The organism is Paraburkholderia sp. RL17-381-BIF-C (assembly GCF_046026435.1).
Lineage (GTDB): Bacteria > Pseudomonadota > Gammaproteobacteria > Burkholderiales > Burkholderiaceae > Paraburkholderia.
This window is the reverse complement of the sequence record NZ_JARESX010000001.1, coordinates 146326-171192: the sequence shown is the minus strand read 5'-3', so window position 1 is coordinate 171192 and position 24867 is coordinate 146326. Positions and strand designations below refer to the sequence as shown.

Genomic DNA, 24867 nt, shown 5'->3' with positions numbered 1-24867 from the left:
ACAGGATGAATTCGGATACGACTAATACCGCCGCTTCGGCGAACGACCTGACCCAGCGCTTCGCGCTGGACGTGCAGGGCTTTGCGAAGTTGAGCGCTCAGGCCAAGGCTTCGCCGCAAGCCGGCATGAAGATGGCCGCGCAGCAGTTCGACGCGGTGTTCACGCAAATGATGTTGAAGAGCATGCGCGACGCGACCCCGCAAGACGGTCCGTTCGATTCGCACGACAGCGCCACCTTCACGTCGATGATGGATCAGCAGTTGTCGCAGCAGCTTTCGCAAAAGGGCATTGGCGTGGCCGACGCCATGCTCAAGCAGATGATGCGCAATCAGGGCATGCAGGTGGGCGGCGGCGCAAATGGCGCGGGCGGCCTCGCCGGCATGGCCAACGCATTGGGCGGCGGCAGCGGCGGTGACGAAGGCCAGACCGCGGCGCTCAATGCGCTCGCCAAGGCCTACGGCAACGCTCAGGCCAATGGCCAGTTGGCGATGGGCAAGGGCTACTCGGCCAACAGCGCGCTCACCCCGCCGCTCAAGGGCGACGGCACTTCGCCGAAGGTCGACGCATTCGTCGACAAGCTCGCCGAGCCGGCCCAGGCGGCCAGCGCGGCGACCGGCATTCCGGCGCGCTTCATCATCGGTCAGGCCGCGCTCGAATCGGGCTGGGGCAAGAGCGAGATCAAAAAGGCGGACGGTTCGACCAGCCACAACGTGTTCGGCATCAAGGCGACCAAGGACTGGACTGGCAAGACCGTGTCGACGGTCACGACCGAATACGTGAACGGGAAGCCGCAGCGTGTTGTCGAAAAATTCCGCGCGTACGATTCGTATCAGGAAGCCATGACCGACTACGCGAGCCTGCTCAAAGGCAATCCGCGTTATGCGCAGGTGATCAATTCGGCGCACGACGTGAACGGTTTTGCCAATGGCATGCAACGCGCCGGTTACGCCACCGATCCGCATTACGCGAAAAAACTGATGTCCATCATGCAGAAAATGGGCTGATCCACGCCCATGCGGTTTGAATCAGCCGGGCATTGAATCGAAATAAACGCCATGCACGCGACGGGGCCAGGTGCATAACAAGACGGAGACGGCCGGCTGCCCATGGGCGGCCGGTCCACCCGCGAAAGGCGTGAGGTGTGTTTAACGTTTGCGCAAATAATTCATGGCACGCCCCTAAATTTTGGCCGGACGCTGCCGCTAATGAGTTAGACCCAATACCGGAAAACGTTGTAATGTCCGGTTTGATGCGCGTGCTGCGGCTTCGAGGAAGACCGCGTGAAAGCCCTGCCAGGAGCCTTGGCACGCGCCCGCAAGAACAAGCATACCGGCAAGCCCATGGATACTACCCAGTTGAACGGCCAGACCGACACACCCGGCCAGCTGCACGCAGCGACCGACGAAGGCGTCAACGATTTTGGCCGGCGCAATCCGCTGGAGATTGGCGTTCAGTTGCGCAATCTCGTCAATCGCGGCGATTTCCTCACCGTTCAATACGCAGGCGGACAGCTCGTCACGCGTCTGCTCGAAGTCGACGTGCGCGGACGCACTTTCACGTTCGATTGGGGCGCACTGTCCGATCAGAACCGCGGCCTGCTCGGCGCACCCGGCTGCCAGTTCCATGCGCAGCCGGATGGCGTGCGCGTAGAGTTCGCCACCACCACACCGCGCGAAACCCGTTTCGAAGGACTGCCTGCATTCGAGGCCGACTTCCCCGAGGTGCTGTTCTACGTGCAGCGCCGCGAGTATTTCCGCGTCGATGCGCCGATTCTCGATCCGTACATGTGCACCGGCCGTTTGCCCGAAGGCGATACGTTCCGCTTCGAAGTGCACGACCTCTCGCTCGGCGGCGTCGGCATGCGCACCGCCGACGAACGCGTGGCCGAATTGCCGATGGGCACGCGCCTCATGGATTGCGAATTGTTGCTCGGCGCGCTCGGCCGGCTCTCGCTCGATCTGCAACTCGTGTCGCATCGCTCCACCGCGCTGCCGAACGGCACGCAGCGTTATCAACTCGGCTTCCGTTTTCTGGCGCTGCCGGGCAGTGCGGAAAACACGCTGCAACGCCTGATTACGCAACTCGAAATGAAGCGCCGTTCGCTGGTGCGCTAACTGAAATGCTGGATCACCGGTGCGTGAGCGGGACTGCTCGCGCACCGTTCGCTTGCCGTTCATCACCCTTGCTTCATCACCCTGTTTTTCGCGCCGTCCGCATGCTCATGCGCGACGAGTGACGAACCGGCAGGCTAGCCTCGCAAACGTTGAAACAAACGTCGAACACACATCGGAATGACCTCAATTTTTCCCTGTTGAGGCCGTTAAACAGAATGTTCAAGTAACGCGGCGGCATGTGTACGGTGTCGCCCTTCAGGATGACGCATGTCCAATCTCATCAATCTCGGCCTCAGTGGACTGAACGCAGCCCAGTGGGGACTCACGACGACCGGCCAGAACATCAGCAACGCGTCGACGCCAGGCTATACCATCGAAACGCCGGTGTACGCGGAAAGTGGTGGCCAGTACACGGGCTCGGGCTATTTGCCGCAAGGCGTTTCGACCACGACCGTCACGCGCCAGTACAGCCAGTATCTGACTACCGAGCTGAACAACGCGCAGAGCTCGGGCAGCTCGCTGTCGACGTACAACACGCTGATTTCGCAGCTGAATAATCTGATCGGCAGTCCGACTGCGGGGATTGCGAGTGCGATCACCAGCTATTTCACCGGCTTGCAGAACGTCTCGAACAATGCGTCGAGTCTGGCTACGCGTCAGACCGCGATGAGCGGCGCGCAGACGCTGGTGAACCAGATCAACGCCGCGGGTCAGCAATACGACGCGCTGCGCCAGAGCGTCAACACGCAGCTCACCAATACCGTGTCGCAGATCAACAGCTATACGCAGCAGATCGCGCAGTTGAACGGGCAGATCTCCCAGGCCAGCACGCAGGGGCAGCCGCCCAACCAGTTGCTGGACCAGCGCGATCTCGCCGTGTCCAACCTGTCGCAACTGATCGGCGTGAACGTCGTCAACAGCAACGGTAGCTACAGCGTGTTCATGAGCAACGGCCAGCCGCTCGTGTCGTCCAACAACAGCTACAACCTGGGCACCGCGCCTTCGACCGGCGACACCAGTGAACTGTCCGTGCAGTATCTCGGCCAGGCCGGCGCAAACCCGGCGGCGACGCCGCAGAACCTGCCCGACAGCAAAATCGACGGCGGTACGCTCGGCGGCCTGCTCGCGTTCCGCAGCCAGACGCTCGACCCGGGCGAGGCGCAACTCGGCGCGATTGCCGTGAGCTTCTCCGCGCAGGTCAACGCGCAGAACGGCCTGGGTATTACGCTCGCGGGCGCGAAGGGTAGCGCGTTGTTCTCGGTGAGCGGCCCGACGGTCTATGCGAACACGCAGAACACCGGCAACGCGTCGCTGAACGTGTCGTTCGCGAACCCCGCTCAGCCGACCACCGGCGATTACACGCTGGCCTACAACGGCACCACTTACACGCTGACCGACAATTCGACGGGCAGCGTGGTGGGTTCGGCGACCAACCTGAGCCAACCGATCAACGGCCTGAATTTTTCGACCACCGGCACGATGAACGCCGGCGACTCCTTCACGGTCGAGCCGACCCGCGGTGCGCTGAACAGTTTCGCGACCGCCACGACCGACGCATCGGCGATCGCCGCCGCGGCGCCGGTGCTCGCCAACGCCGCGTCGAGCAACACCGGCACCGGCACGATTACGCAGGGCACGGTGACGGCCGGCTACACCATGCCGAATTCGACCACCACGCTGTCGTACGACGGCACGGGCCTGTCCGGCTTCCCGGCCGGCTCGACGGTGACGGTGGCCGGTTCGCCCGCCACCACGTATACGATCGCCAGCGCGGCGACCGTGGTGCCGTATTCGTCGGCCACCGGCGCCACGCTCACGATCAACAACGCGACCCTCGGCCAGATGAACAACGTGTCGGTGACGATCAGCGGCGCACCCGCTGCCGGCGACAAGTTCACCATCGGCCCGAACACCGGCGCCACCAACGACGGCCGCAATGCGCTGGCGTTGTCGAACCTGTCCACCGCGAAAGCGATGTCGGGCGGCACGGTCACGCTGACGGGCGCGTATGCGAACTACGTCAACCAGATCGGCAATCAGACCAACCAGATCCAGACCTCGAGCACGGCGCAGAGCTCGCTGGTGACTCAGATCACCACCGCGCAGCAGTCGGTTTCAGGCGTGAACATCAACGAAGAAGCAGCCAACCTGCTTCAGTATCAGCAGCTGTATCAGGCGAACAGCAAGGTCATTCAGACCGCGCAGACCCTGTTCCAGACGATACTCGGCATCTTCCAGTGAGGCGTTGACAATGCGCATCTCCAGCACGCAGTACTTCAACATGAACGTCGCGACGATGAGCGATCAGCAAGCTCAACTGTCGCAGTTGTACGCCGAGATATCGAGCGGTGTGAGCCTCTCCACTCCGTCGGACAATCCGCTCGGCGCGGCACAGGCGGTGCAGTTGAGCTCGACGGCGACGACCCTGTCGCAATACACGACCAACCAGGGCACCGCGCTGGCGTCGCTCCAGCAGGAAGACACCACGCTCGGCAGCGTCAACACCGTGCTGCAAACCATTCATACGCTGGTGCTGCGCGCCGGCGACGGTTCGCTGAACGACGGCGACCGCGGCTCGATCGCGACGCAGCTGCAAAGCTTGCGCAGCCAGCTGATGACGCTCGCCAATTCGACCGATCCGCAGGGCAACTACCTGTTCGCCGGTTATCAAAGCAGCGCGCAGCCGTACACCACGAACTCGGCCGGCGTCGTGACCTATTCCGGCGACACGGGCACGCCCGGCGTGCAGATTACCGACTCGCACGTCGTGCAGACCGGCGACAACGGCATTTCGATCTTCGGCAGCGTGGCGCCGATCGGCACCAATTCCGTGCCAGCCGCGACGACGGGTAACACCGGTACGGGCGTGATCAGCTCCGTGAGCCTGAACAACCCGACCGATCCGACCAATGCGGACAAGTACTCGATCAATTTTTCGTCGGCCACCACCTACACCGTGAGCCAGACCGATCCGGCTACCGGCGCGGTGACCACGAGTGCGCCGCAGGCGTTCACCGCCGGTTCGGCCATTACGCTCGGCGGTCAGTCGGTGTCGATTACCGGTGCGCCGAACGCTGGCGACAGCTTCACGGTGACGCCGGCCACGCAAGGCAGCATGGACGTGTTCGCCAATCTGAGCCAGTTGATCACCACGCTGCAAACGCCGGTGTCGGGCGGCGCCTCGACGGCCAGCTTCCAGAGCGCGTTGACTACCAGCATGGCCCAGCTCGAGAACACGATGAACAACGTCGTGACGGCGCAAGCGGCTGTGGGTGGTCGCGAGCAGGAAGTGCAGGCGTTGCAGACGGTCACGCAGACCAACACGCTGCAGACCTCCAGCAACCTGGCGGATCTGACGCAGACCGACATGGTCAAGACGATCGGCAAATACACGATGACGCAGGCTGCGCTGCAAGCGGCGCAACAGGCGTTCGCGAAGATTCAGAACATCTCGCTGTTCCAGTACCTGAGCTGATGACGCGAGCGGTCTGAAACGCAGAAGGGCGCAAACCGGTGTGAATCGGTTCCGCCCTTCGTCTTCTTGGAGTGCGCTGCATTGCGCAGTCGGTGCTTGCACCGGCCCAAGCGATGGAAAACCTAAAAACCTGCTGAGATGTAGTCAGTCGAGTAGAACGCGACCGTCAAGATTGATAGGCCAAACAACCAACCAGCCCATTTCGAGGCGGACCAGCGCTTCCATGCAACCGAATTGACGAGGCCCAGGAGCACGGCCGGCCCCAACAGGTATGCGAGAAGAAGCGCCGTATCCCACGACGAGACAGCGCATTTGCCGAGCTCATGGCACCTGGCCATGGATTTATCGGCATGATGTGGCCATTGGTTGTGACTGAAGGCATATAAACATGCCCATGTCAGGAATAGACCGCAAAAACAGCCGGCCAACGAGACACCAATGCGCTTCACTTGATCTCCCAGAACAGGATCGATTTTGAGCCACGCAGGTCGGAGTAACTCACCTCGGAAGCTACGGTTGCACCCTGCCGAAATGACTGGATACCCACGTAACGCCCAATAGTCGCTACGCCGTCAAAGAAGCCGCTGATCGTCAGTCGTGAACCGTTCCAAAGATCAATGTGCCCACCGCTTGCAGTGCCTACGCTTTCGCCTTCGCGCGTCCAATAGCGCGAAAACTGAATGATGCCGGTGCGGCCCTTGACCTTTGATTCCCAATCCGCGCCCGTTATATCTTCCGCCTTCGGGAGCCCTGCAAACGGACGCAGCTGCAACCACTTGCCCAATTCGTCGGCTCGCGTCGCGGTAGCTTTGCCATCAAGCATGATCCGCCCAATGGACGATTGACCCGAGAGCGGTTTAACCCATCTCTGTGAAAATGACTTCATTTCGACGCCGACCCGGTGGAATGTCACACTCATCCGAATAGCGCATTGGTCGCGATAAGCTGGATTATCGTAGGGATCGCCCGATGGATAGTGATCCCACAACTCCTGAAAAGTCAGTGCCTTCAGTTGCACTTCCTTGATCGAATTCGGCGTCGAATTGGTTTCTACCTCGGTGGTTTTATTCGGCATTGGTCAGGACCCTTCCTGTCTCGCAAGCGCTGCATCGCCCCAATACACTTTGTAATGGGTGACTGCTTCGGCGTGGACACGTGGCAGATAACCGTATTCGTCAAGCCGCCCGGATATAGTGCTGCCGTTGGCCGATTCGATGAAGTACGGATAGCCTTCGAGGCTCGCCACCGTCGTCGCGACGCGCACCTGTTCGTCATAGATGCCCTTTGCCAGCGCCGAATTGTCGATAGTGGATACGACACGGCTCGCGGCCACAGCGATGTCGTCAGTCCAGTAGAAACAGCCAGGATTGAGGCTGGCCATCACATAGTTGAGTCCGCATGGACACAACACCAGATCGCCTTCGACAACGCCGGGCTGTCCCCTGTAGCACCGGCGCGTAGCCGTGCCGACTATCCTGAACACGCCCTTGCAATTGCCGCATGTTGCTTCGTCGCCATCCAGTGCGAACGGCTTGCCTTGGTCCATCATGTGAGTGGTCGAACCGCCAATGACGACGCCGCCTGTCGTTGTCGGGTTGCCTTGCACCACGAGCGCCTTACGCATGGATCTCGTCTCCCTCGAAGCACGCGAGCCTGTACGCCGGCCCACCGAGTGTCGTAATCCGACACGTCGTTTCGTTCCTTTCGCTTCCCGGCATTCTCAATTTCTCCCGTATGAAATAAGCCAATGCGGACGGGATTCGCGTGCGGTCGTTGAGCGCACCTATCCCGCAGTCCATTTCGGCGAATCACAGACGGATTAGGTATCCGACAAGTCTGAAAAAATGGATATTTATGCAACGATTTGGGCATGCCTGATGTGGGCCAACCGGGCAACGCAGACAGCGTGATCTTCTCGGAAGCGTTGAAGTCGCGACCTAAGACGGCAACCTATCCTGCTACCGCGGACGCCGTTGCAATACCGCACGCGAAGCGAATCGCTTCAGTTCGGATTGCACGCGAAAAAACGCCCGCTCTGGGCGGGCATGAAGATTAGCGACTCGCTACAACGTGTCGACGCAAAGGCCACGTAGCACCCTTAGTCAAAACTTCACTACCTGAACCCCGCCGCCACGCGCCCCATCTGATCGAGGCCGACGTCGAAGAGCCGTATGAAGAACGGAATCATGTTCGGGGTCATCAATTGCAGAAGCAGCATGCCGATCAGCATGGTGAGGGGGAAGCCGATCTGAAAGACGCCGATCTGCGGCGCGGCGCGATTCAGAATGCCGAGCGAGAGGTTGGTGATGAGGAGCGCGACGACCACCGGCAGCGACAGCAACAGCCCTGCTGAAAACACCGTGCTGCCGAAGTTCGCCAGCGTGCGCCAGCCCGGCGCGCCGAGAATGTTCGCCGATACCGGCACCGACTGGAAGGTGGTGAGCAGCGCGCTGATCATCTGCAAATGTCCATCGATCACCAGAAACACCAGCATCGCGATGGTGTTCATGTAGCTCGACAGCACCTGGCTCGAACTGGCCGCTTGCGCGTCGAAGAACGTCGCGAAGCCGAGGCCCATGCCGAGACCGACGAAGTCGCCGGTCGCGCTGATCGCCTGAAACACGATCTGCATGGTGACGCCGAGTGCGATGCCGATCAGGAACTGGTTGACGATGATCCACACGCCTTCGGCGGAAAACACCGTGACCTGCGGCAGCGCGCCGAGTGTCGGCGCGACGATGATCGTGACGAACGCCGCAAGGCCGATCTTCACGCGCATTGGCAGCGAACGGTTGCCGAGCACCGGTGCGGTGGCGACCAGCGCGAGAATGCGCACGAACGGCCACAGGAACGCGGTGAGCCAGGCGTTCAGTTGCGCGTAGGTGACGGAAAACATCGCGGTGGGGAAGGGAAGGTCGAGACCGGCGCCGCGCTCAGTTGACGAGCGTCGGAATGTTGGTGAGCGTCTGGCGCAGGTAGTCGAGCATGGTCGTCAGCATCCACGGTCCGGCGATCACCATCGTGACGGCAATCGCGAGCAGCTTGGGAATGAACGACAGCGTGCTTTCGTTGATCTGCGTGGCGGCCTGAAACAGGCTCACCACCAGACCGACCACCAGCGCGACCAGCAGCAACGGCGCGGCAAGCAGCAGGCCGACATACATGGCCTGGTGCGCGAGCGTCATGACGGATTCTTGATTCATGGCGATAGGACCGGAAGCGTGAAGGGCGCGAGGGGCGGTGAAAAAACGCGGTAAAAAAACGCGGTTAAAAAACGCGGTTAAACGAAGCTCTGTGCCAGCGAGCCGAGCAGCAACTGCCAGCCGTCGACCAGCACGAACAGCATCAGCTTGAACGGCAGCGAAATGGTCGCGGGCGACACCATCATCATACCCATGGACATCAGCACGCTCGCCACCACCATGTCGATGATCAGGAACGGGATGAAAATCGTGAAGCCGATCTGGAAGCCGGTTTTCAGTTCGCTCGTCACGAACGAAGGCACCAGCAGCGACAACGGTACATCTTCCGGACCTTGCATCGGCGCAGCGTGCGAAATGCGCGCGAACAGCGCGAGGTCGCTTTCGCGGGTCTGGCGCAGCATGAACGTCTTGAACGGCGCGAGGCCACGGTTCACCGCGGTCTCCATCGGCATCGTGCCGTCGGAGAACGGCTTGTAGCCGTCGGTGTAGGCCTTGTCGAGCACCGGCGACATGACGAACAACGTAAGGAACAGCGCGAGCCCCACGAGCACCTGGTTAGGCGGCGTCGTGGTCGTGCCGAGCGCCTGGCGCAGCAGCGAGAGCACGATGATGATGCGCGTGAAGCTCGTCATCATCAGCACCATGGCCGGCAGGAACGACAGCATCGTGAGCAGCAGCATGGTCTGCACACTCAGCGAGTACGTCGTGCCGCCGTTCGGGCCGGGGCTCGTGTTGAAGGCCGGCAAGCCGGCCGTTTGCGCGAACGACAGGGTCGGCAGCGCGAGCATCAGCGCCGCCAGTACGACGGGCGCAACTGGGGTGACGCGGCGTAGAGCGCGCACAACCACGGGAATCACTTTCGAAGCGGTGCTGGACATGCGAGCGGATTGCGCGTGACGCGCCGAAGAAAGACTGAACTGCATTACCGAACCTCGCCGCCTTGCCCGTTGAAACGTTTGCCCACTTCGCCTTTCAATGCATCGCGAAAGCGTTGGCCGAAAGTGCCGGGCAGTGCCGTACCGGTAGCCGGCGTGCTTGCCGGACCGGCTTGCGACGCGCCGAGCGCATCGACGGCGGCCGAACCGGCCGGCATCGTGTGAAGCAGGCGTACGTTGCCGGGCGCCGTGCCGAGTACGAGCCACGTATCGCCGATCTCGACCACCGCGACGCGCTCCTTGCCGCCGAGCGAGGCGCCGCCAATCGTTTTCACGAGGCCGCCGCGGTTCGCCGGCTGCAAGCCGAAGCGGCGTGCGAGCCATGCGCAAGCGAACACCAGACCGATCACGACCAGCAGGCCGACGATGGTTTGCAACACCGCGCCGACGCCGAGCGCCGGAACCGCGCTACCCGCACCGACACCCGAGGCGATTTTCGCGGCATTGTTGACCGCATTCATGTCCGCCGCGACAGCGGCCGACGGTGTGAGCAACATGAAGATCGACGCCGGGGCGGATAGCGCCACCGCGACGTTGGCAGCCAGTGCGGCGCGAATCGGAACAGTGCGCGACGCGGCGCGACCGGCTACGCGTTTCATCGATTCAACTTCCGGATGCGTTCGGACGGCGTGATGATGTCGGTCAGGCGGATACCGAACTTGTCGTTCACCACCACCACTTCACCCTGCGCGATCAGACAGCCGTTGACCAGCACGTCCATCGGCTCGCCCGCCATGCCGTCCAGTTCCACCACCGACCCCTGTGCGAGTTGCAGCAGGTTGCGGATCGCGATCTTGGTGCGGCCGAGTTCGACGGTCATCTGAACAGGAATGTCCAGGATCATGTCAATGTCGTTGCGCGTCGAGGTCGGCTCGACTTTCGACAACGGCTGGAACACGCCGGCCGTCGTCGCACTGACTTCCGAATTGTCGTTCTGCTCGGCCAGCGCGCTCGCCCAGTCCGCCATGGCCGCTTCGTCTTCGGCCGCGGCTGCGTCGGCGGCCAGTTGCGGTTCGCCAGCGGCCAGCTCGGCCTCGGTTTTTGCGTTCAGGTCACTCATATCCACCTTCCTTCATCGTGTCGGCTGCGCTGATCATTTTCTGGACCCGCAACGCGTACTGACCATTGAAAATTCCGTAGCCGCATTCCATCACCGGCACGCCATCGACTTTCGCCGTGATGTGTTCGGGGATGTTGATCGGCAGAACATCGCCTTTGCGCATGTTCAGGATCTGTTCGAACGTGACCGGCACCTGCGCGAGGTCGGCGGTCAGTTCCACTTCCGCGGCCTGCACCTGCTGCGACAGCACGCGGACCCAGCGGCGGTCGACTTCGAGCGCCTCGCCCTGGATCGGCGACGAAAGAATGTCGCGGATCGGTTCGATCATCGAGTACGGCATGCAGATGTGCAGCGTGCCGCCCGTCGTGCCGAACTCGATCGAGAACTGCGTGACGATGACGATTTCGTTCGGCGTCGCCACGTTGGCGAACTGCGTGTGCATTTCCGAGCGCACGTATTCGAATTGCAGCGGGCGCACGCTTTTCCACGACGCCGTGTAGTGCTCGAACGTGAGGTTGAGCAGCTTCATGATGATGCGCTGCTCGGTCTGCGTGAAATCGCGGCCTTCGACTCGGGTATGGAAACGCCCGTCGCCGCCGAACAGGTTGTCGACCACGAAGAACACCAGGTTCGGGTCGAACACGAATAGCGACGTGCCGCGCAACGGCTTCACGTGGACCAGATTCAGGTTGGTCGGGATCGGCAGATTGCGGGTGAACTCGCTGTACTTCTGCACCTTCACCGGACCGACGGAGATTTCCGCCGAGCGCCGCATGAAGTTGAAGATACCGACGCGCAACAGCCGCGCAAACCGGTCGTTGATGATTTCGAGGCCAGGCATCCGGCCGCGGACGATGCGTTCCTGCGTCGCGATGTTGTAGGGCCGTACGCCCACACGCTCGCTTTGCTCGGCTTCCGAATCGGACTCGCCGGTTACGCCCTTGAGGAGAGCATCGACCTCCTCCTGGGACATGAACTCTTCGTGGCCCATTCCTTATTCCTCGTGCGTCCCGTGGCGGTTGATGATGGCAGCGCTGATTAACGTCACGACCGACGTCACTGCACGACGAATTCGGTGAACAGCACGTCCTGGACATGGAGCGGCACGGCGCCCTTGTCGGTCGGCTGTTCGATCAGTGTCCGGAGTTCCGTGGCGAGCGCGCGCTTGCCTTCGAGCGGTGCCAGTTCGTCAGGGTGCTTGTTCGACAGTGCGAGCAGGATACGGCTGCGCACTTCGGGCATGTGCTCGGTCAGTTCCTGCTGGGTCTTCGCGTCGGTGAGTTTCAGCGTCAGGCCGATACGCAGGAAATGCTGCTGGCCGTCGTCCGATTGCAGGTTGACGGTCATCGATTCGAGCGGGAAAAACAGCGGCGCGGGTGCCGGGGCCGGCGCGGCTTCCGCCGAGGCTGTGGCGGGAGCGCGCTTGGACATGAAGAACCATACGCCCGCGCCGGCTGCGCCCGCGGCGATGATCGCGATGAGCACGATCAGGATGATGCGCTTCAAGGGGCCCGGGGAGGCGGGCGCGGCTTGCTGGGGTGCGGTCGTGGTTGCCATGAGGTTTGCTTTGCTTGCCTTTAGTGCTGGTGATGGTGATTGTTGTTTATTTGCCTGCGGCGCGATGGGTCGAAAAGAAGGGTTATTGCGGGCTATCTCTGGTTTTTGGGGTTTTTGCTGTCGCGGCCGGAGACGTTGGCCTTTCCTTGAATTCGCTGTGGTCTATTGGCGTTGCCCCTGTGCGGGGCGGCACTTACTTTCTTTGCCGCCGCAAAGAAAGTAAGCAAAGAAAGCGGCTTCACACCGCTAATCCTTAAGCGCGGCCCTCGCGCAGTCACGGTAGTGGTGCATCTGGAATCAGTCTCCTCGCACATTCAACGTTCGTGACAAGGCAGTCATTCTTCCAGCGGCGCTGCGCGCGCCGTCGCGGTTCTTCATCCAATGCCCGACGCGAATCGGCGCCCTTTGAAGGGCGCCGATAACCAGTTGCCTTGAGACCTCCATGCCTTCGGCCCACAGTGGCGGCGGGGTCAAGGCGTCAGCATCACGCGAATGTGTCTACCAGACCCACTGTGCGTCGCGCCGGTACGTTGACCGCCATGTCGATCGTGTCTGTGCCGCTGCTGCCGCCATATGATCCGCTCGCACCGCCCGAGCGGCCGCCAGAGCGGCCAGAGTCGGCGCTCTGCTGTTGGCCGCTCTGGCGCGCAAAGCCGTCGCTGACGCTCGCGCTGCCCAAGCCGATCCCGTTCGATTCCATCGCCTCGCGTAGTTTCGGCAACGCCGCTTCGACCGCTTCGCGCACGGATTGATGCTGCGAAACAAACAACGCATGAGCGTGGTTGTCGGCAACCTGCAAGACAACCTGCAAGGGACCAAGGTCCTTCGGGTTCAGCGTCAGTTCGGCGCTCTGTGAATGCGCGTTCGACAGGAACACCACCTTCTGACTCAATGCGTCCTCCCAGTCGGTCGTGCCGACCTGAGGTGATAGTGCGTTTGCCGCTTGCGCCGCGCCGGCATTGCCGGTGGTCTGGACGGCAGCGGTCGCGCTCGCCGCGCTGGCCGCCGCCTGCGTGGCGGCCAGCGCCGCTGTCGCTGCGTCCGCCGCGCTCTTGAAGGATGCGAGATCGTCACCCTGCGTGCCGCCGGCCGTTGCCGTCAATGCGTCGTTCGCCGCCTTTGCCGCTGCGGACGGGTCCGCCACGGTCGTCGCCGCCGTCGTCAAAGCGGCCTTCGACGCGCTCGATCCCTTGCCGTCGCCGAACAGGCCACTGGCCAAGGTCTTGCCGTCCGAGGTTCCGTTCGAGGTTCCGTTAAGTCCCGCGTTCGTGCCAGCCGCGAGGCCATTCGCCGACGTCGCGGCATTGGCGGCAGCGCCGCTCGCCAAAGCTTGCGCGGGAACGCCCTGGCCATTCGCCAAAGCCGCCAGCGCCGCTTGCAATGCGTCTTGCAACGACTTTGGATCCGTAGCGGTAGTTTTCTTGCCTGAGGTGCCGCCCGTCGTGGCGTCCGTGGTCGTGCCGGGCAACGCGGTCGCGGCGTCGGCCAAGGCCGTGGCGGGGTCGGCGGTGGCCGGCGTAGCCGCGTTGTCCGCGTTAGCTTGCGCTTGTGCTTGCGCCTGGGCCTGTGCTGCGGCGGCTGCCGCGGCGGTGCCCGCGTCGGTCTGGGTCGCCGTGTTGCCGGCCTTCGGCGGCGTGGCGGCGGGCTTGTCGGTCGAAGCCTGTTGCGTGTTGCCCGCCGATGCCGACGACGACGCGGAGTTCACCGGCTTGCCGGCGTCCTTGCTGCTGCTCGTGTCGTCCGTGCTCTGCGCGCTTGAATCAGCCGGCGGCGGAGCATCGTGCACGCTCGACGAAGACGACGATCCAGAAGACGCCGCAGCCGCAGCCTGCTGCTGTTGCTGCTGGCTCGCGCTCTGCGCGGCAGCACTGTTTTGCTGGTCGATGCTCTGCTGCAGGGTTTGCGAGAACGGTTTGGCGTTTGCCGCAGCGGCAATGGCCGCGCTGGTGGACGTGCTGCTGGCGGAGCCGAGCAGCGAGCCGATCTGTGAAAGAAGCGACATAGGGAATCCTGTCAATCCGTCAAACGGGGTGTTCTGTCAGTCAAGGCGGCGCTCATGCACCTTCGGCGCGCATCCGCAGAATCCGGGCGGCGTGTTCGTCGGCGTCGCGCTGGTCGCGCCGCGCCGTGGTCCTGGCTTCGGCTGCTTCGCCGCGCGCCTGCAGCACTTCATATGAGCCGAGCTTCTGCTTCTGACGCTGCCAGTCGGGCTTCGCGGCCTCGACGCGCGCGGTGGCCGTCGCCAGCAGATTGCGCTGCTGTTCGATGGCGGCGTCGAGCGTGTCGATGAACGCCTGGAAGTTGCGCATGTTGCCCGCGGGCATACCCGTCTGGGCGGTCGCCGTGAAGCGCGCGTGATATTCGTCGCGATACTGCACAAGGGCGTCGAGTTGCGCCTGCACATCGTTGCGCTCGCGCTGCGCGCGGCCCAGACGTTGCGCGGCGGCGTCGACATCGTCCTGGGCCAGGCCGATTAGGGTCTTGATCGGAAAGTGTTTCGCCATCGTCAGCCTCCTTGGGCAAACAGCGCGTCCAGCATCTCGAGACTCGGTTCAAAGTTCGCGCACTCGCGAAAACCTTGCTGCAAAAATGCTTCCATCCGCGGATACAGCGCGATGGCGCGGTCGAGCAGCGCGTCGCGCCCGCTCGAATACGCACCGACGTTGATCAGATCGCGGTTGCGCTGATAGCGCGACAGCATCTGCTTGAACATACGCGTCTTGTCCAGATGGTTATCGTCGATCAGCGCGGTCATTGCCCGGCTAATCGACGCTTCGATGTCGATGGCCGGATAGTGGCCGGCTTCAGCCAGCGAGCGCGACAGCACGATGTGGCCGTCCAGAATCGCTCGCGCGGAATCGGCGATCGGGTCCTGCTGGTCGTCGCCCTCGGTCAGCACGGTGTAGAACGCGGTGATCGAACCGCCGCCCGCCGGGCCGTTGCCGGTGCGCTCGACGAGCGCCGGCAGCTTGGCGAACACCGAAGGCGGATAGCCCTTGGTGGCGGGCGGCTCGCCCACGGCCAGCGCGATCTCGCGCTGCGCCATTGCGTAGCGGGTCAGCGAATCCATCAGCAGCAGCACATGCTTGCCCTGGTCGCGGAAATATTCGGCGAGCGAGGTCGAGTAGGACGCCGCCTGCATCCGCAGAAGCGGCGAGACGTCGGCGGGCGCGGCGATCACCACGGAGCGCGCCAAACCTTCCTCGCCGAGAATCTGCTCGATGAATTCCTTCACTTCGCGGCCGCGTTCGCCGATCAGGCCGATCACAATCACTTCGGCGCTGGTGTAGCGCGCCATCGTCCCAAGCAGCACCGATTTACCGACGCCTGAACCGGCGAACAGGCCCATGCGCTGGCCACGTCCGACCGTCAGCAGCGCGTTGATCGCGCGCACGCCGACGTCGAGCACCTTGTGGATCGGTTCGCGATTGAGCGGATTGATGACCGGTGCGGACAACGGCGCGTCGGCATGCGCGCCAAGCGAGCCGAGTCCGTCGAGCGGACGGCCGGACGCATCCAGCACGCGGCCGAGCAATTCCCAGCCGACGGGCAGACGTTTCGCGCCCGCCATCGGATCGGCGATCGGCGCGCTTTCGAGCGGATAGACGCGCGCGCCGGGCAGCAGGCCGATCACTTCGGTGGTCGGCATCAGAAACAGTTTGTCGCCGGAGAAGCCGACCACTTCGGCTTCGGCCATCGGCAGTGAACTGCCTTGCGGCAGTTCGATCATCACTTCCGCGCCGACCGAAAGGCGCAGGCCGACGGCTTCCAGCACCAGGCCGGCGGCGCGCGTAAGACGACCGCAGGCGCGCATCGGCTTGGCGATCGCATTGCGCGCGCGCAGCGCGTCGAGGCGGCCGCGCCAGGCCTGCATGTGCGGATTGCTGTCGAGCGCGGGGTCGTACGGGGGGAAGGGAACAGCGGCGGGAGCGGGGCTCGATGGGGCGGCGTCGTGGCTCGCGGCGGCGCCCGTCGCCGGATGGGCATGCGCCGGATCGCGCAGGGCGGCTTCAATGGCGGCGACCGCCGCCGCGGCGGGTGTGACCGCGGCCGGCACATCTGCCAGCGCCTCGGCGCCGAACGACGCCAGCGCCAGTTCGCGTTCGAGCGGCGTCAGATCGCTGGCGCGAATCTCTTCGAGCGTCGGCTTCACCATGTGCTCACCTTGCCGAGTGCGGCGGCCACGCGCTCCCAGCGCGTATCGATGCCGGCGTCCACTTCGCCGGTTCCGGCCTGCGCGCGGCAGCCGCCGCGCTCCACGGCCGGATCGGTGCGCACGGTCCAGCCGCGCGTTTGCAGTTCTTCCATCAGATAGGCTTCGACCACCGGCAGATCGGCGGGACTCACGATCAGGGCCGGCGCGCCGACCAGCGTGGGCTCGCTCGCCAGCACTTCACGCGCGGCGGCGATCAGCGCGGTCGGGTCGTGCTGCACGTGCTGACGTACCACCTGCTGCGCGATGTCGAGCGCCAGTGCGACCAGCGTTTCGGAGATCGCGCCTTGGGCGCCGTCGAGAGCCGACTTGAAAGTTTCAGCCAGCGCGGCGAGCCGCGCCGCTTCTTCGCGCGCTTCGCTCTGGCCCTGCTCGAAGCCCTGCGCATGACCTTGCTCGTAGCCGGCCTGGTAGCCGAGCGCCTGACCGGCCACGTGGCCGGAGGCGATGCCCTGTGCATGCGCGGCGTCGCGCAGACGTTCGAGTTCGGCCTCGAACGCGCCGTCGTCGACTTCGGGTTCGGGCGGTGCCGGCGGTACTGGATCGAACGAAGCCATCTCCCAGCGCTGGTAGGCCGAGAGGCTTTCCTTCGCCGAGGAGTTCTGATCAGACATATGCATCTTCGGCCTTGCCGCCTAGAACGATCTGGCCGCCTTCGGCCAGGTTGCGCACGATCTGCAGGATGCGGCGCTGCTGCGTCTCGACTTCGGAGACGCGCACCGGACCGCGCGCGTCGAGGTCTTCGGCGAGCAGTTCGGCAGCACGCTGCGACATGTTCGACAGGAACTTCTGGCGCAGCGCGGGCGGCGCGCCCTTCAGCGAGATGATCAACGCCTCGGACTCGACTTCCTTCAGCAGCAGCTGAATTGCGCGGTCTTCCAGATCGAGCAGGTTCTCGAACACAAACATCTGATCAATGATCTTCTGCGCAAGTTCCGCGTCGTACTGGCGAACGTTCTCGATGACGCCTTCTTCATGGTTGCTCGACATGAAGTTGAGAATCTCGGCCGCCGTGCGGATCCCGCCCATCGGGCTGCGCTTGAGGTTGTCGCTGCCGGACAGGAGGCCTGTCAGCACGTCGTCGAGTTCGCGCAGCGCGGCCGGCTGGATGCCGTCGAGCGTCGCGATCCGCAGCAGCACGTCGTTGCGCAGCCGCTCCGTGAAGCAGGCGACGATTTCCGACGCCTGATCGCGATCCAGGTGAACGAGGATGGTCGCGATGATCTGCGGATGCTCGTTCTTGATGAGTTCGGCGACCGCCGCGGAATCCATCCACTTCAGGCCTTCGATACCGCTGGTATCGCTGCCCTGCAAAATCCGGTCGATGATCGCGCCGGCCTTGTCGTCGCCGAGCGCCTTGGTCAGCACCGAACGGATGTACTCGTTCGAATCCAGCGACATGCCGGTGTGCTGCTCGGCCTCGCGTACGAACTCCTGCAGGACTTCGTCGACCTGCTCGCGGGTCACGCTCTTCAGTGCGGCCATCGCGACGCCGATCTTCTGGACTTCGCGCGGCCCGAGGAACTTGAACACCTGCGCGGCTTCTTCCTCGCCGATCGACATCAGCAGGAGCGCGCTCTTCATTACGCCTTCAGCGCTCATCGGACACCCAATTTTTCACGACGGTTGCAACGATCTTCGGATCCTGGCGCGCGATGCTGCGCGCGAATTCCAGGTTCCGCTCATATTTGTGCTTGGAGCTTTCGAGCGCGAGCAGTTCGCTGTCGGTTTCCAGTTCGGCGACCGAGCTTCCGTTTGCGCCCGCGCGCTCGGCGGCGGGGATGCCATCCAGCAGGACCGGCTCGTCCGGCGACGGCAGCGCCCCGGCGACGACCGGCTCCGGCGGCGGGAAAGCGCGGCGCAGCGCCGGCTTGACCATCACGAAGTAAAGGAACAGGGCGACCGCGCCGATGCCGAGGTAGGTGGCGATCTGCTTGGCGAGCGCGATCATGTCCGGCGTGCGCCACCACGGCAGGTCGGCGTTCGGGTCGAGGTCGGTGCTGAACGGGCTGTTGACCACGTTCACCGAGTCACCGCGCGCCGAGTCGAAACCCATTGCGTCCTTGACCAGCTGGTTGACCTGCGCGAGCTTGTCGGCGGTGACCGGCTGCATCGTGGCGTGACCCTTGGCGTCGACCACTCGCATGTAGTTCACCACGACCGCCACCGAGAGACGCTTGATGCCGCCCATCGGCCGCTCGAGGTGCCGCACTGTCTTGTCGAGTTCGTAGTTGGTGGTCGAGTCCTTGCGGTCGCTGACCGGCGTGGTCGTCACGCCGCTCGCGCCGTTCGGCGCGTTGATCGGCGCGGACGCCGGCTGCGGCGGCTGGTTCGACAGCGCGCCCGGCACGCCCGAGGCGGCGCCTTGCGACATTTCGGTGGCGCTGCTCGACTGCTGGCTGCGGATCGCCGCCTGCTGCGGGTTGCCGTTCGGGCCGTAATTTTCCGAGGTCTGCTCGCTATGCGAGAAGTCGATGTCGGCGCTGACCTGCGAATGCGCGTTGCCCGAGCCGAACAACGGCGAGAGGATCGCGTCGATACGTTGCTGGGTGCTGCGCTCGATCTGCTGGCGGTACTTCAGTTGCGAGGCGTCGAGTCCGCTGCCGGTGGAAGGCTGCGTCAGCAGGTTGCCGTCCTGGTCGAGAATCGTCACGCCCTTGACCGGCATATCCGGCACCGCCGAGGACACCATATGGGTGATCGCCAGCACCTGGCCGTCGTCGAGCGCGCGGCCCGGGTAGAGGTTGACCAGCACGGAGGCGGACGGCGCTTCCTTGTCGCGCACGAAGACGGAGGGTTTCGGGATCGCCAGATGCACGCGGGCCGACTTCACCGACGAGATCGATTCGATCGTGCGCTCCAGCTCGCCTTCCAGGGCGCGCTGATAGTTGATCTGCTCGGCGAACTGGCTGATGCCGAATTTCTGGTTGTCCATCAGCTCGAAGCCGACCGAACCGCTCTTGGGCAGACCTTGCGACGCGAGCCGCAGACGCATCTCATGCACCTGCTCGGCCGGCACGAGGATCGCCCCGCCCGCATCGGAGAACTTATAGGGAATGTTGGCCGCTTGCAGCGCCGTGATGATCGCGCCGCCGTCGCGGTCCGACAGATTGCTGTAGAGCACCTTGTAGTCCGGCGCCCGCGACCACAGGAACAGGCCCGCCACCACGGCGACCAGCAGCGCGACGGCGAAAATCAACGGCGCGCGCGGGTTGCCGCGCATTTGCGCGAGGCCTGACAGACGTTGACCAAAGTTGCCGCCGAGGTTGCCCGAAAGGCCGCCCAGGTCCGCGGCGCCGCCGGCCTGGCCGGCACCGGCCGCACCGGCGCCAGGCTGCGCGCCGGCGAGGCCCATGCGGGCGTCGGGGTTGATCAAAGAGTTGGCTGACGAATCCATGCGTCGGGTTTCTCCGGGATGCCTTTTGCGTTCTGCCGCTTACGCGCCGAGGGTCGGCGGGCGTGCGGACAGAGACTTTCACCATTGAAATTATCCGTGGCGCGGCTCAACCCGATTGCTTGAATAGAGCCGGGTTTCCCCCCTAGTTTCGGGGCTTTCCCGCATGGCTGCGGCGCTATGCTTTCGTCCAGATCGGTACGGTTCTGGCATGCCGGTCGTCATTCCCTGGAGAAAACATGACTTTCCCCGTGAACGCGCTCTCGTCGGCGCTGCAACAGATGCAGTCGATGGCGGCGCAAGCGGCCGGCGGCAGCAATGCCGTCGCCGACACCTCCGGCGCGGCGACGCCCACCGGTTTTGCCTCGGCGCTGAAAGCCTCGCTGGACAAAATCAGCGGCGATCAGACCAAGGCGATCGGCGAATCAAAGGCGTTCGAACTCGGCGCGTCCAACGTGTCGCTCAACGACGTGATGGTCGATATGCAAAAGGCCAACGTGGGCTTTCAGTTCGGCCTGCAGGTGCGCAACAAGCTGGTGTCCGCCTATAACGACATCATGCAGATGTCGGTATGAGCGCGCCTCGGGCGGCAAGGTTCGTCCGCCCGCCCGAACGCGTGCACGCCGTGTGGCCCTCGCGGGCCGCGCCATTCGGCCCCTTAATCCTCCTTACACCGGCCTAAAGCTTTCCGGCTGCCTATCCGATAACCAGATACAGGCAGCGATCGGGGTGCGGCAACGTGCCCTGATAGGGAGCCACGACCCAACCGCAGTGCAAGACAGGAGGAGCGCCGATGTTTTCCCCAGGACACTCTGGAGCCAATGCGTACGCACGCGTCGGCGTCGAGACAGGGGTGATGGGCGCGAGTCCGCATCGTCTGATCGTGATGTTGTATCAGGGCGCGCGGCAGGCCATCGCGCAGGCGCGCATGCATCTGCAGCAAGGCAATGTGCCGGGTCGTGGAGAGGCGATCGGCAAGGCGATCCAGATCGTCGAAAGCGGGCTGCAGCAGTCGCTCAACCTTGAGGCGGGCGGCGAGATTGCGGAGCGGTTGAATGCGCTATATAGCTATATGTCGCGCCGGCTGCTCGAAGCCAACATAAAACAAAGCGAGGCGATGCTGGTCGAGGTGGATGGCCTTCTGGCGACACTCGAAGAGGCATGGATCGGGATTGCCCCGGAGATCGCGCGGATGGCAGCTCAGCCGGCCGCGGAAAGCATGAGATGACATCGAACGCAGAATACTTCGCCCGATACGAGGCGATTGCAGCGATTTCCTGCCGCATGTTGATGGCTGCCCGGCGCGCACTGTGGAACGATCTGGTCCACTTGCAGGAGGAATACCGCCATTTGGTGGAGGCGTTGCGAGACGCCGAAACCGGCGTGAAGCTCGACGAGGGGGAGCGCCTGCGTAAATACGCGCTGATCCGCCAGATCCTCGCCGACGACGCTGCGATCCGCGATCTGGCGAATCCGCGCATGGCCAGTCTGTCGGCGCTGTTCGCCGGACGGCCGACTCACGTGCTCAAGGAGTTGTACGGGGCGCGCTGAGTTTCGCCGCGCGCACCGCCTCCGTCCCTATTCATCTGGCTGACTGACTCTGTTTGAGCGCGCCGCCGCCAATGTGACCAAGGAATCGGCATGAACGGAATCGACACGGCCGTCGCTTCGCTGCTCGCGAACCGCGTCGACAGCCTGCTCAACATTGCTCCGGGCAGCGCGGCCGCGTCGCAGACCGGCGCGGCGGGCGTCGATACCGCGCCCACCACCTCGACGCCTATTGCCACGCCGGCCCCGCAGGCTTCCGCGCAAACTGCGCTGTCCGCCGTCGCGCTGACGCTCAACGCGATCCTGCGCTCGGGCGGCGAGGCCACGCCCGCCGTGCTCGGGCAAGCGCCGATCTGGCCGGCTGCGCCTGCACTCGATGTCGAAGTCGGCGCGTTACCGCTGTTCAACTCGCCCGCTGCGGCGACGGCTTCCGCCGGGACCACCGCCAATCCGAATGGCGCTGCAAACGCGGCCACCGCGGCGACCGCGAGTGTGGCGGCAACCCAGGTGCCTGTCGCGGCGCTCGCAGCCGCGCTCGAACAGACGGTCGGCGATAGCGGTCTCTTCTACGAAGCCCATCTCGCGCAATGGCTGGCGGGCCAGCGTCCGCCGGCTTCGCTGGCCGGCGAGGCACAAAACAAGCTGGTGGCCGCCGCCGCGCAATTGCCGCTCGACTGGGCGAACGACGCCGGCGAGGCGTCCGCCGCCAATCCTTCCGCGCGGCAGGGCATGGGCGCGGCGCCAAACGTCTCACCGAACGGCTCGCCAAACGGCCCACCGAACGGCGCGCCGGACGCCGGCGCCGCCGGCCGCGCGATGCCGTCGATCCAGACTGCGCAGGCCGCACGATTTATGGCTGGCGAGGTGCTGGCCAGTTCCCTGTCCGACCTGAACGGCCAGCCCGCGCACGCCGGCCTGCATAGCGCGGCGGCGCAACCGGCCGACGGCAGCTCGTCGCAGAATTCGCAATCGATGGCGGCCGCGGTTCATCCCGCGACCGTACCCCTGGTGCGTCAGCAACTCGATCTGCTCGCGACCGGCCAGTTTCGCTGGACCGGCGAAGCATGGCCGGGCGCGCGGCTCGACTGGACCATCGAACAGGACGGCGACGAATGGGATCGCAGCGGCGGTGGCGCGGCGAGCGAGGACGACCAGCCGTGGCGCACGCGCCTCACGCTGTCGCTGCCGACACTCGGCACCGTCGATGCGGAACTGACGCTGACCGGCACGCGGCTCATCGCGCGGGTGCAGGCCAGCCCCGGCGGGGCGGCGCGTCTCGCCACGCAGGGCGAGAGTTTCCGCCAGCGGCTCGCGGCGGCGGGCATCGAATTGAATGGCTTGACGATTCGCGAGATCGGCGGCGGTGTGCCGGTCACCGGCGCCAACGCGGCGGGTGCGGCGGCGGCCGCTCAGGCGGCGGCGTCGGCCTATGTGAAGTCGGCTTCGGCGGCGAGTCCGGCTGCGGCGAGCGCCGACCGGGCCACGACTGTACGCCGCGCGGCACGCTCCGCCCGTACCGAAGCCGCGTCGCCCGACGATTTCGATTGGGACATGTCATGAGCCGCAAACATCGCCGCAGTGCGGCCGCACTTGTCTACGACTCGCAAGGGGGCGATCCCGCGCCGCGGGTGATCGCCAAAGGCTACGGGATGCTGGCCGAGATGATCGTGCAGCGGGCCAAGGAAGCCGGCCTGTATGTGCACGAGGCGCCCGAAATGGTGTCGCTGCTGATGCAGGTGGACCTCGACGCGCGGATTCCGCCACAGCTCTATCAGGCCGTGGCGGAGTTGCTCGCGTGGCTGCATCGGCTGGAAAGCGGTGCGGAGAACGAACCGGCGCACGCCGCGAATGCCGATGCACGCGATGTCATCGACGTGGTGGCCACCGAAGTGGACGGCGGCACCGCGGCGCGTTGAGCCGTTGAGCGTCAGAAGCGCATCATCAGTTTTAGCAGCGCGTTCACCCGTTTGCCGTACGGCGGCGAAATCCACCCGCGCGCGTTCAGGCGCGCCTGCGTCAGCACCGGCTTCATCTTCGAGAACGTCACGAAGCCCTCGTAGCCGTGATACGCACCCATCCCGCTCGCTCCGACTCCGCCGAACGGCAGGCTTTCGCACGCCAGATGCATCAGCGTCTCGTTGATCGCCATGCCCCCGGCGATCGTTTCGTGCGTCACGCGGTCGATGGTGGCGGCGTCGTCGGCGTAGAGATACAGCGCGAGCGGACGGGGACGGGCGTTGATCCATGCGATCGCGTCGTCGAGCGTGTCGTAAGGGACGATCGGCAACAGCGGCCCGAAGATTTCCTCCTGCATCAGCGCGCACGCGTCCGGCGCATTCGTGACGGCGATCAGCGGATAGCGGCGGCTCGCCGCATCGGGCGAGCTGTCGGTGAGCGCATGCAGTTGCGCGCCGGCAGCCTGGGCTTCGTCGGCGAGACGCTCGAGGCGCGCGAAGTGACGCGCCGAAATGATCGTCGTGTAATCCGGGTTGCTGGCGAAGTTCGGGTACATGCGGGCCATCCGCGCGCGCGCCCGTTCGACGAAAGCCTGCTCCTTGCCGCGCGGCACCAGCACGTAGTCCGGCGCGACGCAGGTTTGCCCCGCGTTGAGCGTCTTGCCGGCGATCAGGTTGTCCACCGCGTTGTCGAAGCGCGCATGCGCACCGATGATGGCCGGCGACTTGCCGCCCAGTTCGAGCGTGACCGGCGTCAGATGCTCGGCGGCGGCGCGCATCACCTCGTGGCCGACCTTGGTCGAGCCGGTGAACAGCAGATGGTCGAAAGGCTGCGCGCTGAACGCAGCGGCGAGCGCGGCGTCGCCGTTCACCACCGCGACGTGATCGCGTGCGAAGGTCTGGGCGATCAACTGCTCGAACAGCGCCGAGGTGCGCGGCGTCAGTTCGGACATTTTGATGATCGCGCGATTGCCCGCGGTCAACGCGCTGATCAGCGGCCCGACGGCGAGCAGCACAGGGTAGTTCCACGGCACGATGATGCCGACCACGCCGAGCGGCTGCGGCACCACTTTCGCGCGCGCCGGCAGCAGCCATTTGTTGGTGCTGCGGCGCTGCGCTTTCATCCAGCGCTTGCCATGCCGAAGGGCGGCGTCGATTTCCTCTTTGACCAGCAGGAATTCGGCGAGCAGCACTTCCTGCTTCGCGCGATTGCCGAAGTCGAGGTTCATGGCGTCGGCGAGCGCGTCGCGATTGTCGAGCATGACTTTGCGCAGCGCTTTCAGATGCGCCGCACGGGTTTCCCACGACGGGTAAGGCGCGCGCAAATAAGCATGGCGCTGATCGCGAAGCAGCGCTTCGAGCGCGGCGACTTCCGGCAGATCGTTCTTCATGTGTGTCCACTCCCTGATGGAT

The 24867-nt window shown here is 64.2% G+C and carries 25 protein-coding genes; 9 read left to right on the top strand and 16 right to left on the bottom strand.

Annotation, left to right across the window (positions count from 1 at the left end; all coding sequences use genetic code 11):
* Positions 1–5: 5 nt before the first annotated feature.
* From flgJ to flgL, 4 genes are all read left to right on the top strand, one after another.
* Positions 6–1004 carry a flagellar assembly peptidoglycan hydrolase FlgJ gene (gene flgJ, locus P0D70_RS00795; protein WP_408181590.1) on the top strand — a complete coding sequence of 333 codons (999 nt, stop codon included), beginning with the start codon at positions 6–8 and terminating at the stop codon, positions 1002–1004.
* Positions 1005–1340: 336 nt separating this feature from the next.
* Positions 1341–2114, top strand: a complete 774-nt coding sequence (locus P0D70_RS00790) for a flagellar brake protein (protein ID WP_091800956.1) — start codon at positions 1341–1343, stop codon at positions 2112–2114.
* Between the two features lie 267 nt (positions 2115–2381).
* Positions 2382–4355, top strand: coding sequence for a flagellar hook-associated protein FlgK (gene flgK, locus P0D70_RS00785; RefSeq protein ID WP_091798063.1), 1974 nt, complete (start codon positions 2382–2384; stop codon positions 4353–4355).
* Positions 4356–4365: 10 nt separating this feature from the next.
* Positions 4366–5589 (top strand): flagellar hook-associated protein FlgL, encoded by a 1224-nt coding sequence (flgL, locus tag P0D70_RS00780; protein WP_091798066.1) that lies wholly within the window; start codon positions 4366–4368, stop codon positions 5587–5589.
* Between the two features lie 445 nt (positions 5590–6034).
* Here flgL and P0D70_RS00775 read toward each other — a convergent pair whose 3' ends face one another.
* From P0D70_RS00775 to fliF, 15 genes are all read right to left on the bottom strand, one after another.
* Positions 6035–6664 (bottom strand): type VI secretion system amidase effector protein Tae4, encoded by a 630-nt coding sequence (locus P0D70_RS00775; protein WP_408181587.1) that lies wholly within the window; start codon positions 6662–6664, stop codon positions 6035–6037.
* A gap of 3 nt (positions 6665–6667) precedes the next feature.
* Positions 6668–7213 (bottom strand): PAAR domain-containing protein, encoded by a 546-nt coding sequence (locus tag P0D70_RS00770; protein ID WP_408181585.1) that lies wholly within the window; start codon positions 7211–7213, stop codon positions 6668–6670.
* A 489-nt stretch (positions 7214–7702) separates the two neighbouring features.
* Positions 7703–8485: a flagellar biosynthetic protein FliR gene (gene fliR / locus P0D70_RS00765; protein WP_091798075.1), complete on the bottom strand. Its 783-nt coding sequence runs from the start codon at positions 8483–8485 to the stop codon at positions 7703–7705.
* A 37-nt stretch (positions 8486–8522) separates the two neighbouring features.
* Positions 8523–8792: a flagellar biosynthesis protein FliQ gene (gene fliQ, locus P0D70_RS00760; protein ID WP_011490196.1), complete on the bottom strand. Its 270-nt coding sequence runs from the start codon at positions 8790–8792 to the stop codon at positions 8523–8525.
* A gap of 77 nt (positions 8793–8869) precedes the next feature.
* Positions 8870–9715, bottom strand: a complete 846-nt coding sequence (gene fliP / locus P0D70_RS00755; RefSeq protein ID WP_408181582.1) for a flagellar type III secretion system pore protein FliP — start codon at positions 9713–9715, stop codon at positions 8870–8872.
* Entirely contained in the window at positions 9715–10326 is a 612-nt protein-coding gene (fliO, locus tag P0D70_RS00750) for a flagellar biosynthetic protein FliO (RefSeq protein WP_408181579.1), read from the bottom strand. The genes fliP and fliO overlap by 1 nt, the downstream gene beginning before the upstream one ends.
* Complete coding sequence (fliN, locus tag P0D70_RS00745; RefSeq protein ID WP_091798085.1) at positions 10323–10787, bottom strand: flagellar motor switch protein FliN; 465 nt, start codon at positions 10785–10787, stop codon at positions 10323–10325. Before fliN ends, fliO begins: the two co-directional genes overlap by 4 nt.
* A complete protein-coding gene (fliM, locus tag P0D70_RS00740; RefSeq protein WP_091798088.1) occupies positions 10780–11778 on the bottom strand; it encodes a flagellar motor switch protein FliM in 999 nt (332 codons plus the stop codon). Before fliM ends, fliN begins: the two co-directional genes overlap by 8 nt.
* Positions 11779–11843: 65 nt before the next feature.
* On the bottom strand, positions 11844–12344 hold the full coding sequence (fliL, locus tag P0D70_RS00735) for a flagellar basal body-associated protein FliL (protein ID WP_408181574.1): 501 nt from the start codon (positions 12342–12344) through the stop codon (positions 11844–11846).
* A 484-nt stretch (positions 12345–12828) separates the two neighbouring features.
* A complete protein-coding gene (locus P0D70_RS00730) occupies positions 12829–14346 on the bottom strand; it encodes a flagellar hook-length control protein FliK (RefSeq protein WP_408181572.1) in 1518 nt (505 codons plus the stop codon).
* Positions 14347–14398: 52 nt separating this feature from the next.
* Complete coding sequence (gene fliJ / locus P0D70_RS00725) at positions 14399–14848, bottom strand: flagellar export protein FliJ (protein WP_091798096.1); 450 nt, start codon at positions 14846–14848, stop codon at positions 14399–14401.
* A 2-nt stretch (positions 14849–14850) separates the two neighbouring features.
* Positions 14851–16500: a flagellar protein export ATPase FliI gene (fliI, locus tag P0D70_RS00720; RefSeq protein WP_408181569.1), complete on the bottom strand. Its 1650-nt coding sequence runs from the start codon at positions 16498–16500 to the stop codon at positions 14851–14853.
* Complete coding sequence (fliH, locus tag P0D70_RS00715) at positions 16494–17177, bottom strand: flagellar assembly protein FliH (RefSeq protein WP_177205053.1); 684 nt, start codon at positions 17175–17177, stop codon at positions 16494–16496. Before fliH ends, fliI begins: the two co-directional genes overlap by 7 nt.
* The gene (gene fliG / locus P0D70_RS00710; protein ID WP_007179928.1) at positions 17164–18159 is read right to left on the bottom strand and encodes a flagellar motor switch protein FliG; all 996 of its coding nucleotides are present in this window, start codon (positions 18157–18159) and stop codon (positions 17164–17166) included. Before fliG ends, fliH begins: the two co-directional genes overlap by 14 nt.
* The gene (fliF, locus tag P0D70_RS00705; RefSeq protein WP_408181566.1) at positions 18149–19954 is read right to left on the bottom strand and encodes a flagellar basal-body MS-ring/collar protein FliF; all 1806 of its coding nucleotides are present in this window, start codon (positions 19952–19954) and stop codon (positions 18149–18151) included. Before fliF ends, fliG begins: the two co-directional genes overlap by 11 nt.
* Before the next feature lie 236 nt (positions 19955–20190).
* On the opposite strand from fliF, the gene fliE reads away from it, so the two are divergent.
* From fliE to P0D70_RS00680, 5 genes are all read left to right on the top strand, one after another.
* Complete coding sequence (gene fliE / locus P0D70_RS00700) at positions 20191–20526, top strand: flagellar hook-basal body complex protein FliE (RefSeq protein WP_091798105.1); 336 nt, start codon at positions 20191–20193, stop codon at positions 20524–20526.
* A gap of 218 nt (positions 20527–20744) precedes the next feature.
* A complete protein-coding gene (fliS, locus tag P0D70_RS00695; RefSeq protein ID WP_091798108.1) occupies positions 20745–21179 on the top strand; it encodes a flagellar export chaperone FliS in 435 nt (144 codons plus the stop codon).
* Positions 21176–21502, top strand: coding sequence for a flagellar protein FliT (locus tag P0D70_RS00690; RefSeq protein WP_408181562.1), 327 nt, complete (start codon positions 21176–21178; stop codon positions 21500–21502). The genes fliS and P0D70_RS00690 overlap by 4 nt, the downstream gene beginning before the upstream one ends.
* Positions 21503–21592: 90 nt before the next feature.
* Positions 21593–23059, top strand: coding sequence for a flagellar hook-length control protein FliK (gene fliK / locus P0D70_RS00685; RefSeq protein WP_408181560.1), 1467 nt, complete (start codon positions 21593–21595; stop codon positions 23057–23059).
* Positions 23056–23415, top strand: coding sequence for an EscU/YscU/HrcU family type III secretion system export apparatus switch protein (locus P0D70_RS00680; RefSeq protein ID WP_091798117.1), 360 nt, complete (start codon positions 23056–23058; stop codon positions 23413–23415). The genes fliK and P0D70_RS00680 overlap by 4 nt, the downstream gene beginning before the upstream one ends.
* A gap of 11 nt (positions 23416–23426) precedes the next feature.
* Here the strand turns inward: P0D70_RS00680 and P0D70_RS00675 are convergent, their stop codons facing one another.
* Positions 23427–24845, bottom strand: coding sequence for a coniferyl aldehyde dehydrogenase (locus tag P0D70_RS00675; RefSeq protein ID WP_408181557.1), 1419 nt, complete (start codon positions 24843–24845; stop codon positions 23427–23429).
* Positions 24846–24867: the final 22 nt, after the last annotated feature.

Excerpts from the sequence above, each read along its gene's own strand:
- flgJ (WP_408181590.1), top strand. The coding sequence starts at position 6 with ATGAATTCGGATACGACTAATACCGCCGCTTCGGCGAACGACCTGACC.
- P0D70_RS00790 (WP_091800956.1), top strand. The coding sequence starts at position 1,341 with ATGGATACTACCCAGTTGAACGGCCAGACCGACACACCCGGCCAGCTG.
- flgK (WP_091798063.1), top strand. The coding sequence starts at position 2,382 with ATGTCCAATCTCATCAATCTCGGCCTCAGTGGACTGAACGCAGCCCAG.
- flgL (WP_091798066.1), top strand. The coding sequence starts at position 4,366 with ATGCGCATCTCCAGCACGCAGTACTTCAACATGAACGTCGCGACGATG.
- P0D70_RS00775 (WP_408181587.1), bottom strand. The coding sequence starts at position 6,664 with ATGCCGAATAAAACCACCGAGGTAGAAACCAATTCGACGCCGAATTCG.
- P0D70_RS00770 (WP_408181585.1), bottom strand. The coding sequence starts at position 7,213 with ATGCGTAAGGCGCTCGTGGTGCAAGGCAACCCGACAACGACAGGCGGC.
- fliR (WP_091798075.1), bottom strand. The coding sequence starts at position 8,485 with ATGTTTTCCGTCACCTACGCGCAACTGAACGCCTGGCTCACCGCGTTC.
- fliQ (WP_011490196.1), bottom strand. The coding sequence starts at position 8,792 with ATGAATCAAGAATCCGTCATGACGCTCGCGCACCAGGCCATGTATGTC.
- fliP (WP_408181582.1), bottom strand. The coding sequence starts at position 9,715 with ATGCAGTTCAGTCTTTCTTCGGCGCGTCACGCGCAATCCGCTCGCATG.
- fliO (WP_408181579.1), bottom strand. The coding sequence starts at position 10,326 with ATGAAACGCGTAGCCGGTCGCGCCGCGTCGCGCACTGTTCCGATTCGC.
- fliN (WP_091798085.1), bottom strand. The coding sequence starts at position 10,787 with ATGAGTGACCTGAACGCAAAAACCGAGGCCGAGCTGGCCGCTGGCGAA.
- fliM (WP_091798088.1), bottom strand. The coding sequence starts at position 11,778 with ATGGGCCACGAAGAGTTCATGTCCCAGGAGGAGGTCGATGCTCTCCTC.
- fliL (WP_408181574.1), bottom strand. The coding sequence starts at position 12,344 with ATGGCAACCACGACCGCACCCCAGCAAGCCGCGCCCGCCTCCCCGGGC.
- P0D70_RS00730 (WP_408181572.1), bottom strand. The coding sequence starts at position 14,346 with ATGTCGCTTCTTTCACAGATCGGCTCGCTGCTCGGCTCCGCCAGCAGC.
- fliJ (WP_091798096.1), bottom strand. The coding sequence starts at position 14,848 with ATGGCGAAACACTTTCCGATCAAGACCCTAATCGGCCTGGCCCAGGAC.
- fliI (WP_408181569.1), bottom strand. The coding sequence starts at position 16,500 with ATGGTGAAGCCGACGCTCGAAGAGATTCGCGCCAGCGATCTGACGCCG.
- fliH (WP_177205053.1), bottom strand. The coding sequence starts at position 17,177 with ATGCATATGTCTGATCAGAACTCCTCGGCGAAGGAAAGCCTCTCGGCC.
- fliG (WP_007179928.1), bottom strand. The coding sequence starts at position 18,159 with ATGAGCGCTGAAGGCGTAATGAAGAGCGCGCTCCTGCTGATGTCGATC.
- fliF (WP_408181566.1), bottom strand. The coding sequence starts at position 19,954 with ATGGATTCGTCAGCCAACTCTTTGATCAACCCCGACGCCCGCATGGGC.
- fliE (WP_091798105.1), top strand. The coding sequence starts at position 20,191 with ATGACTTTCCCCGTGAACGCGCTCTCGTCGGCGCTGCAACAGATGCAG.
- fliS (WP_091798108.1), top strand. The coding sequence starts at position 20,745 with ATGTTTTCCCCAGGACACTCTGGAGCCAATGCGTACGCACGCGTCGGC.
- P0D70_RS00690 (WP_408181562.1), top strand. The coding sequence starts at position 21,176 with ATGACATCGAACGCAGAATACTTCGCCCGATACGAGGCGATTGCAGCG.
- fliK (WP_408181560.1), top strand. The coding sequence starts at position 21,593 with ATGAACGGAATCGACACGGCCGTCGCTTCGCTGCTCGCGAACCGCGTC.
- P0D70_RS00680 (WP_091798117.1), top strand. The coding sequence starts at position 23,056 with ATGAGCCGCAAACATCGCCGCAGTGCGGCCGCACTTGTCTACGACTCG.
- P0D70_RS00675 (WP_408181557.1), bottom strand. The coding sequence starts at position 24,845 with ATGAAGAACGATCTGCCGGAAGTCGCCGCGCTCGAAGCGCTGCTTCGC.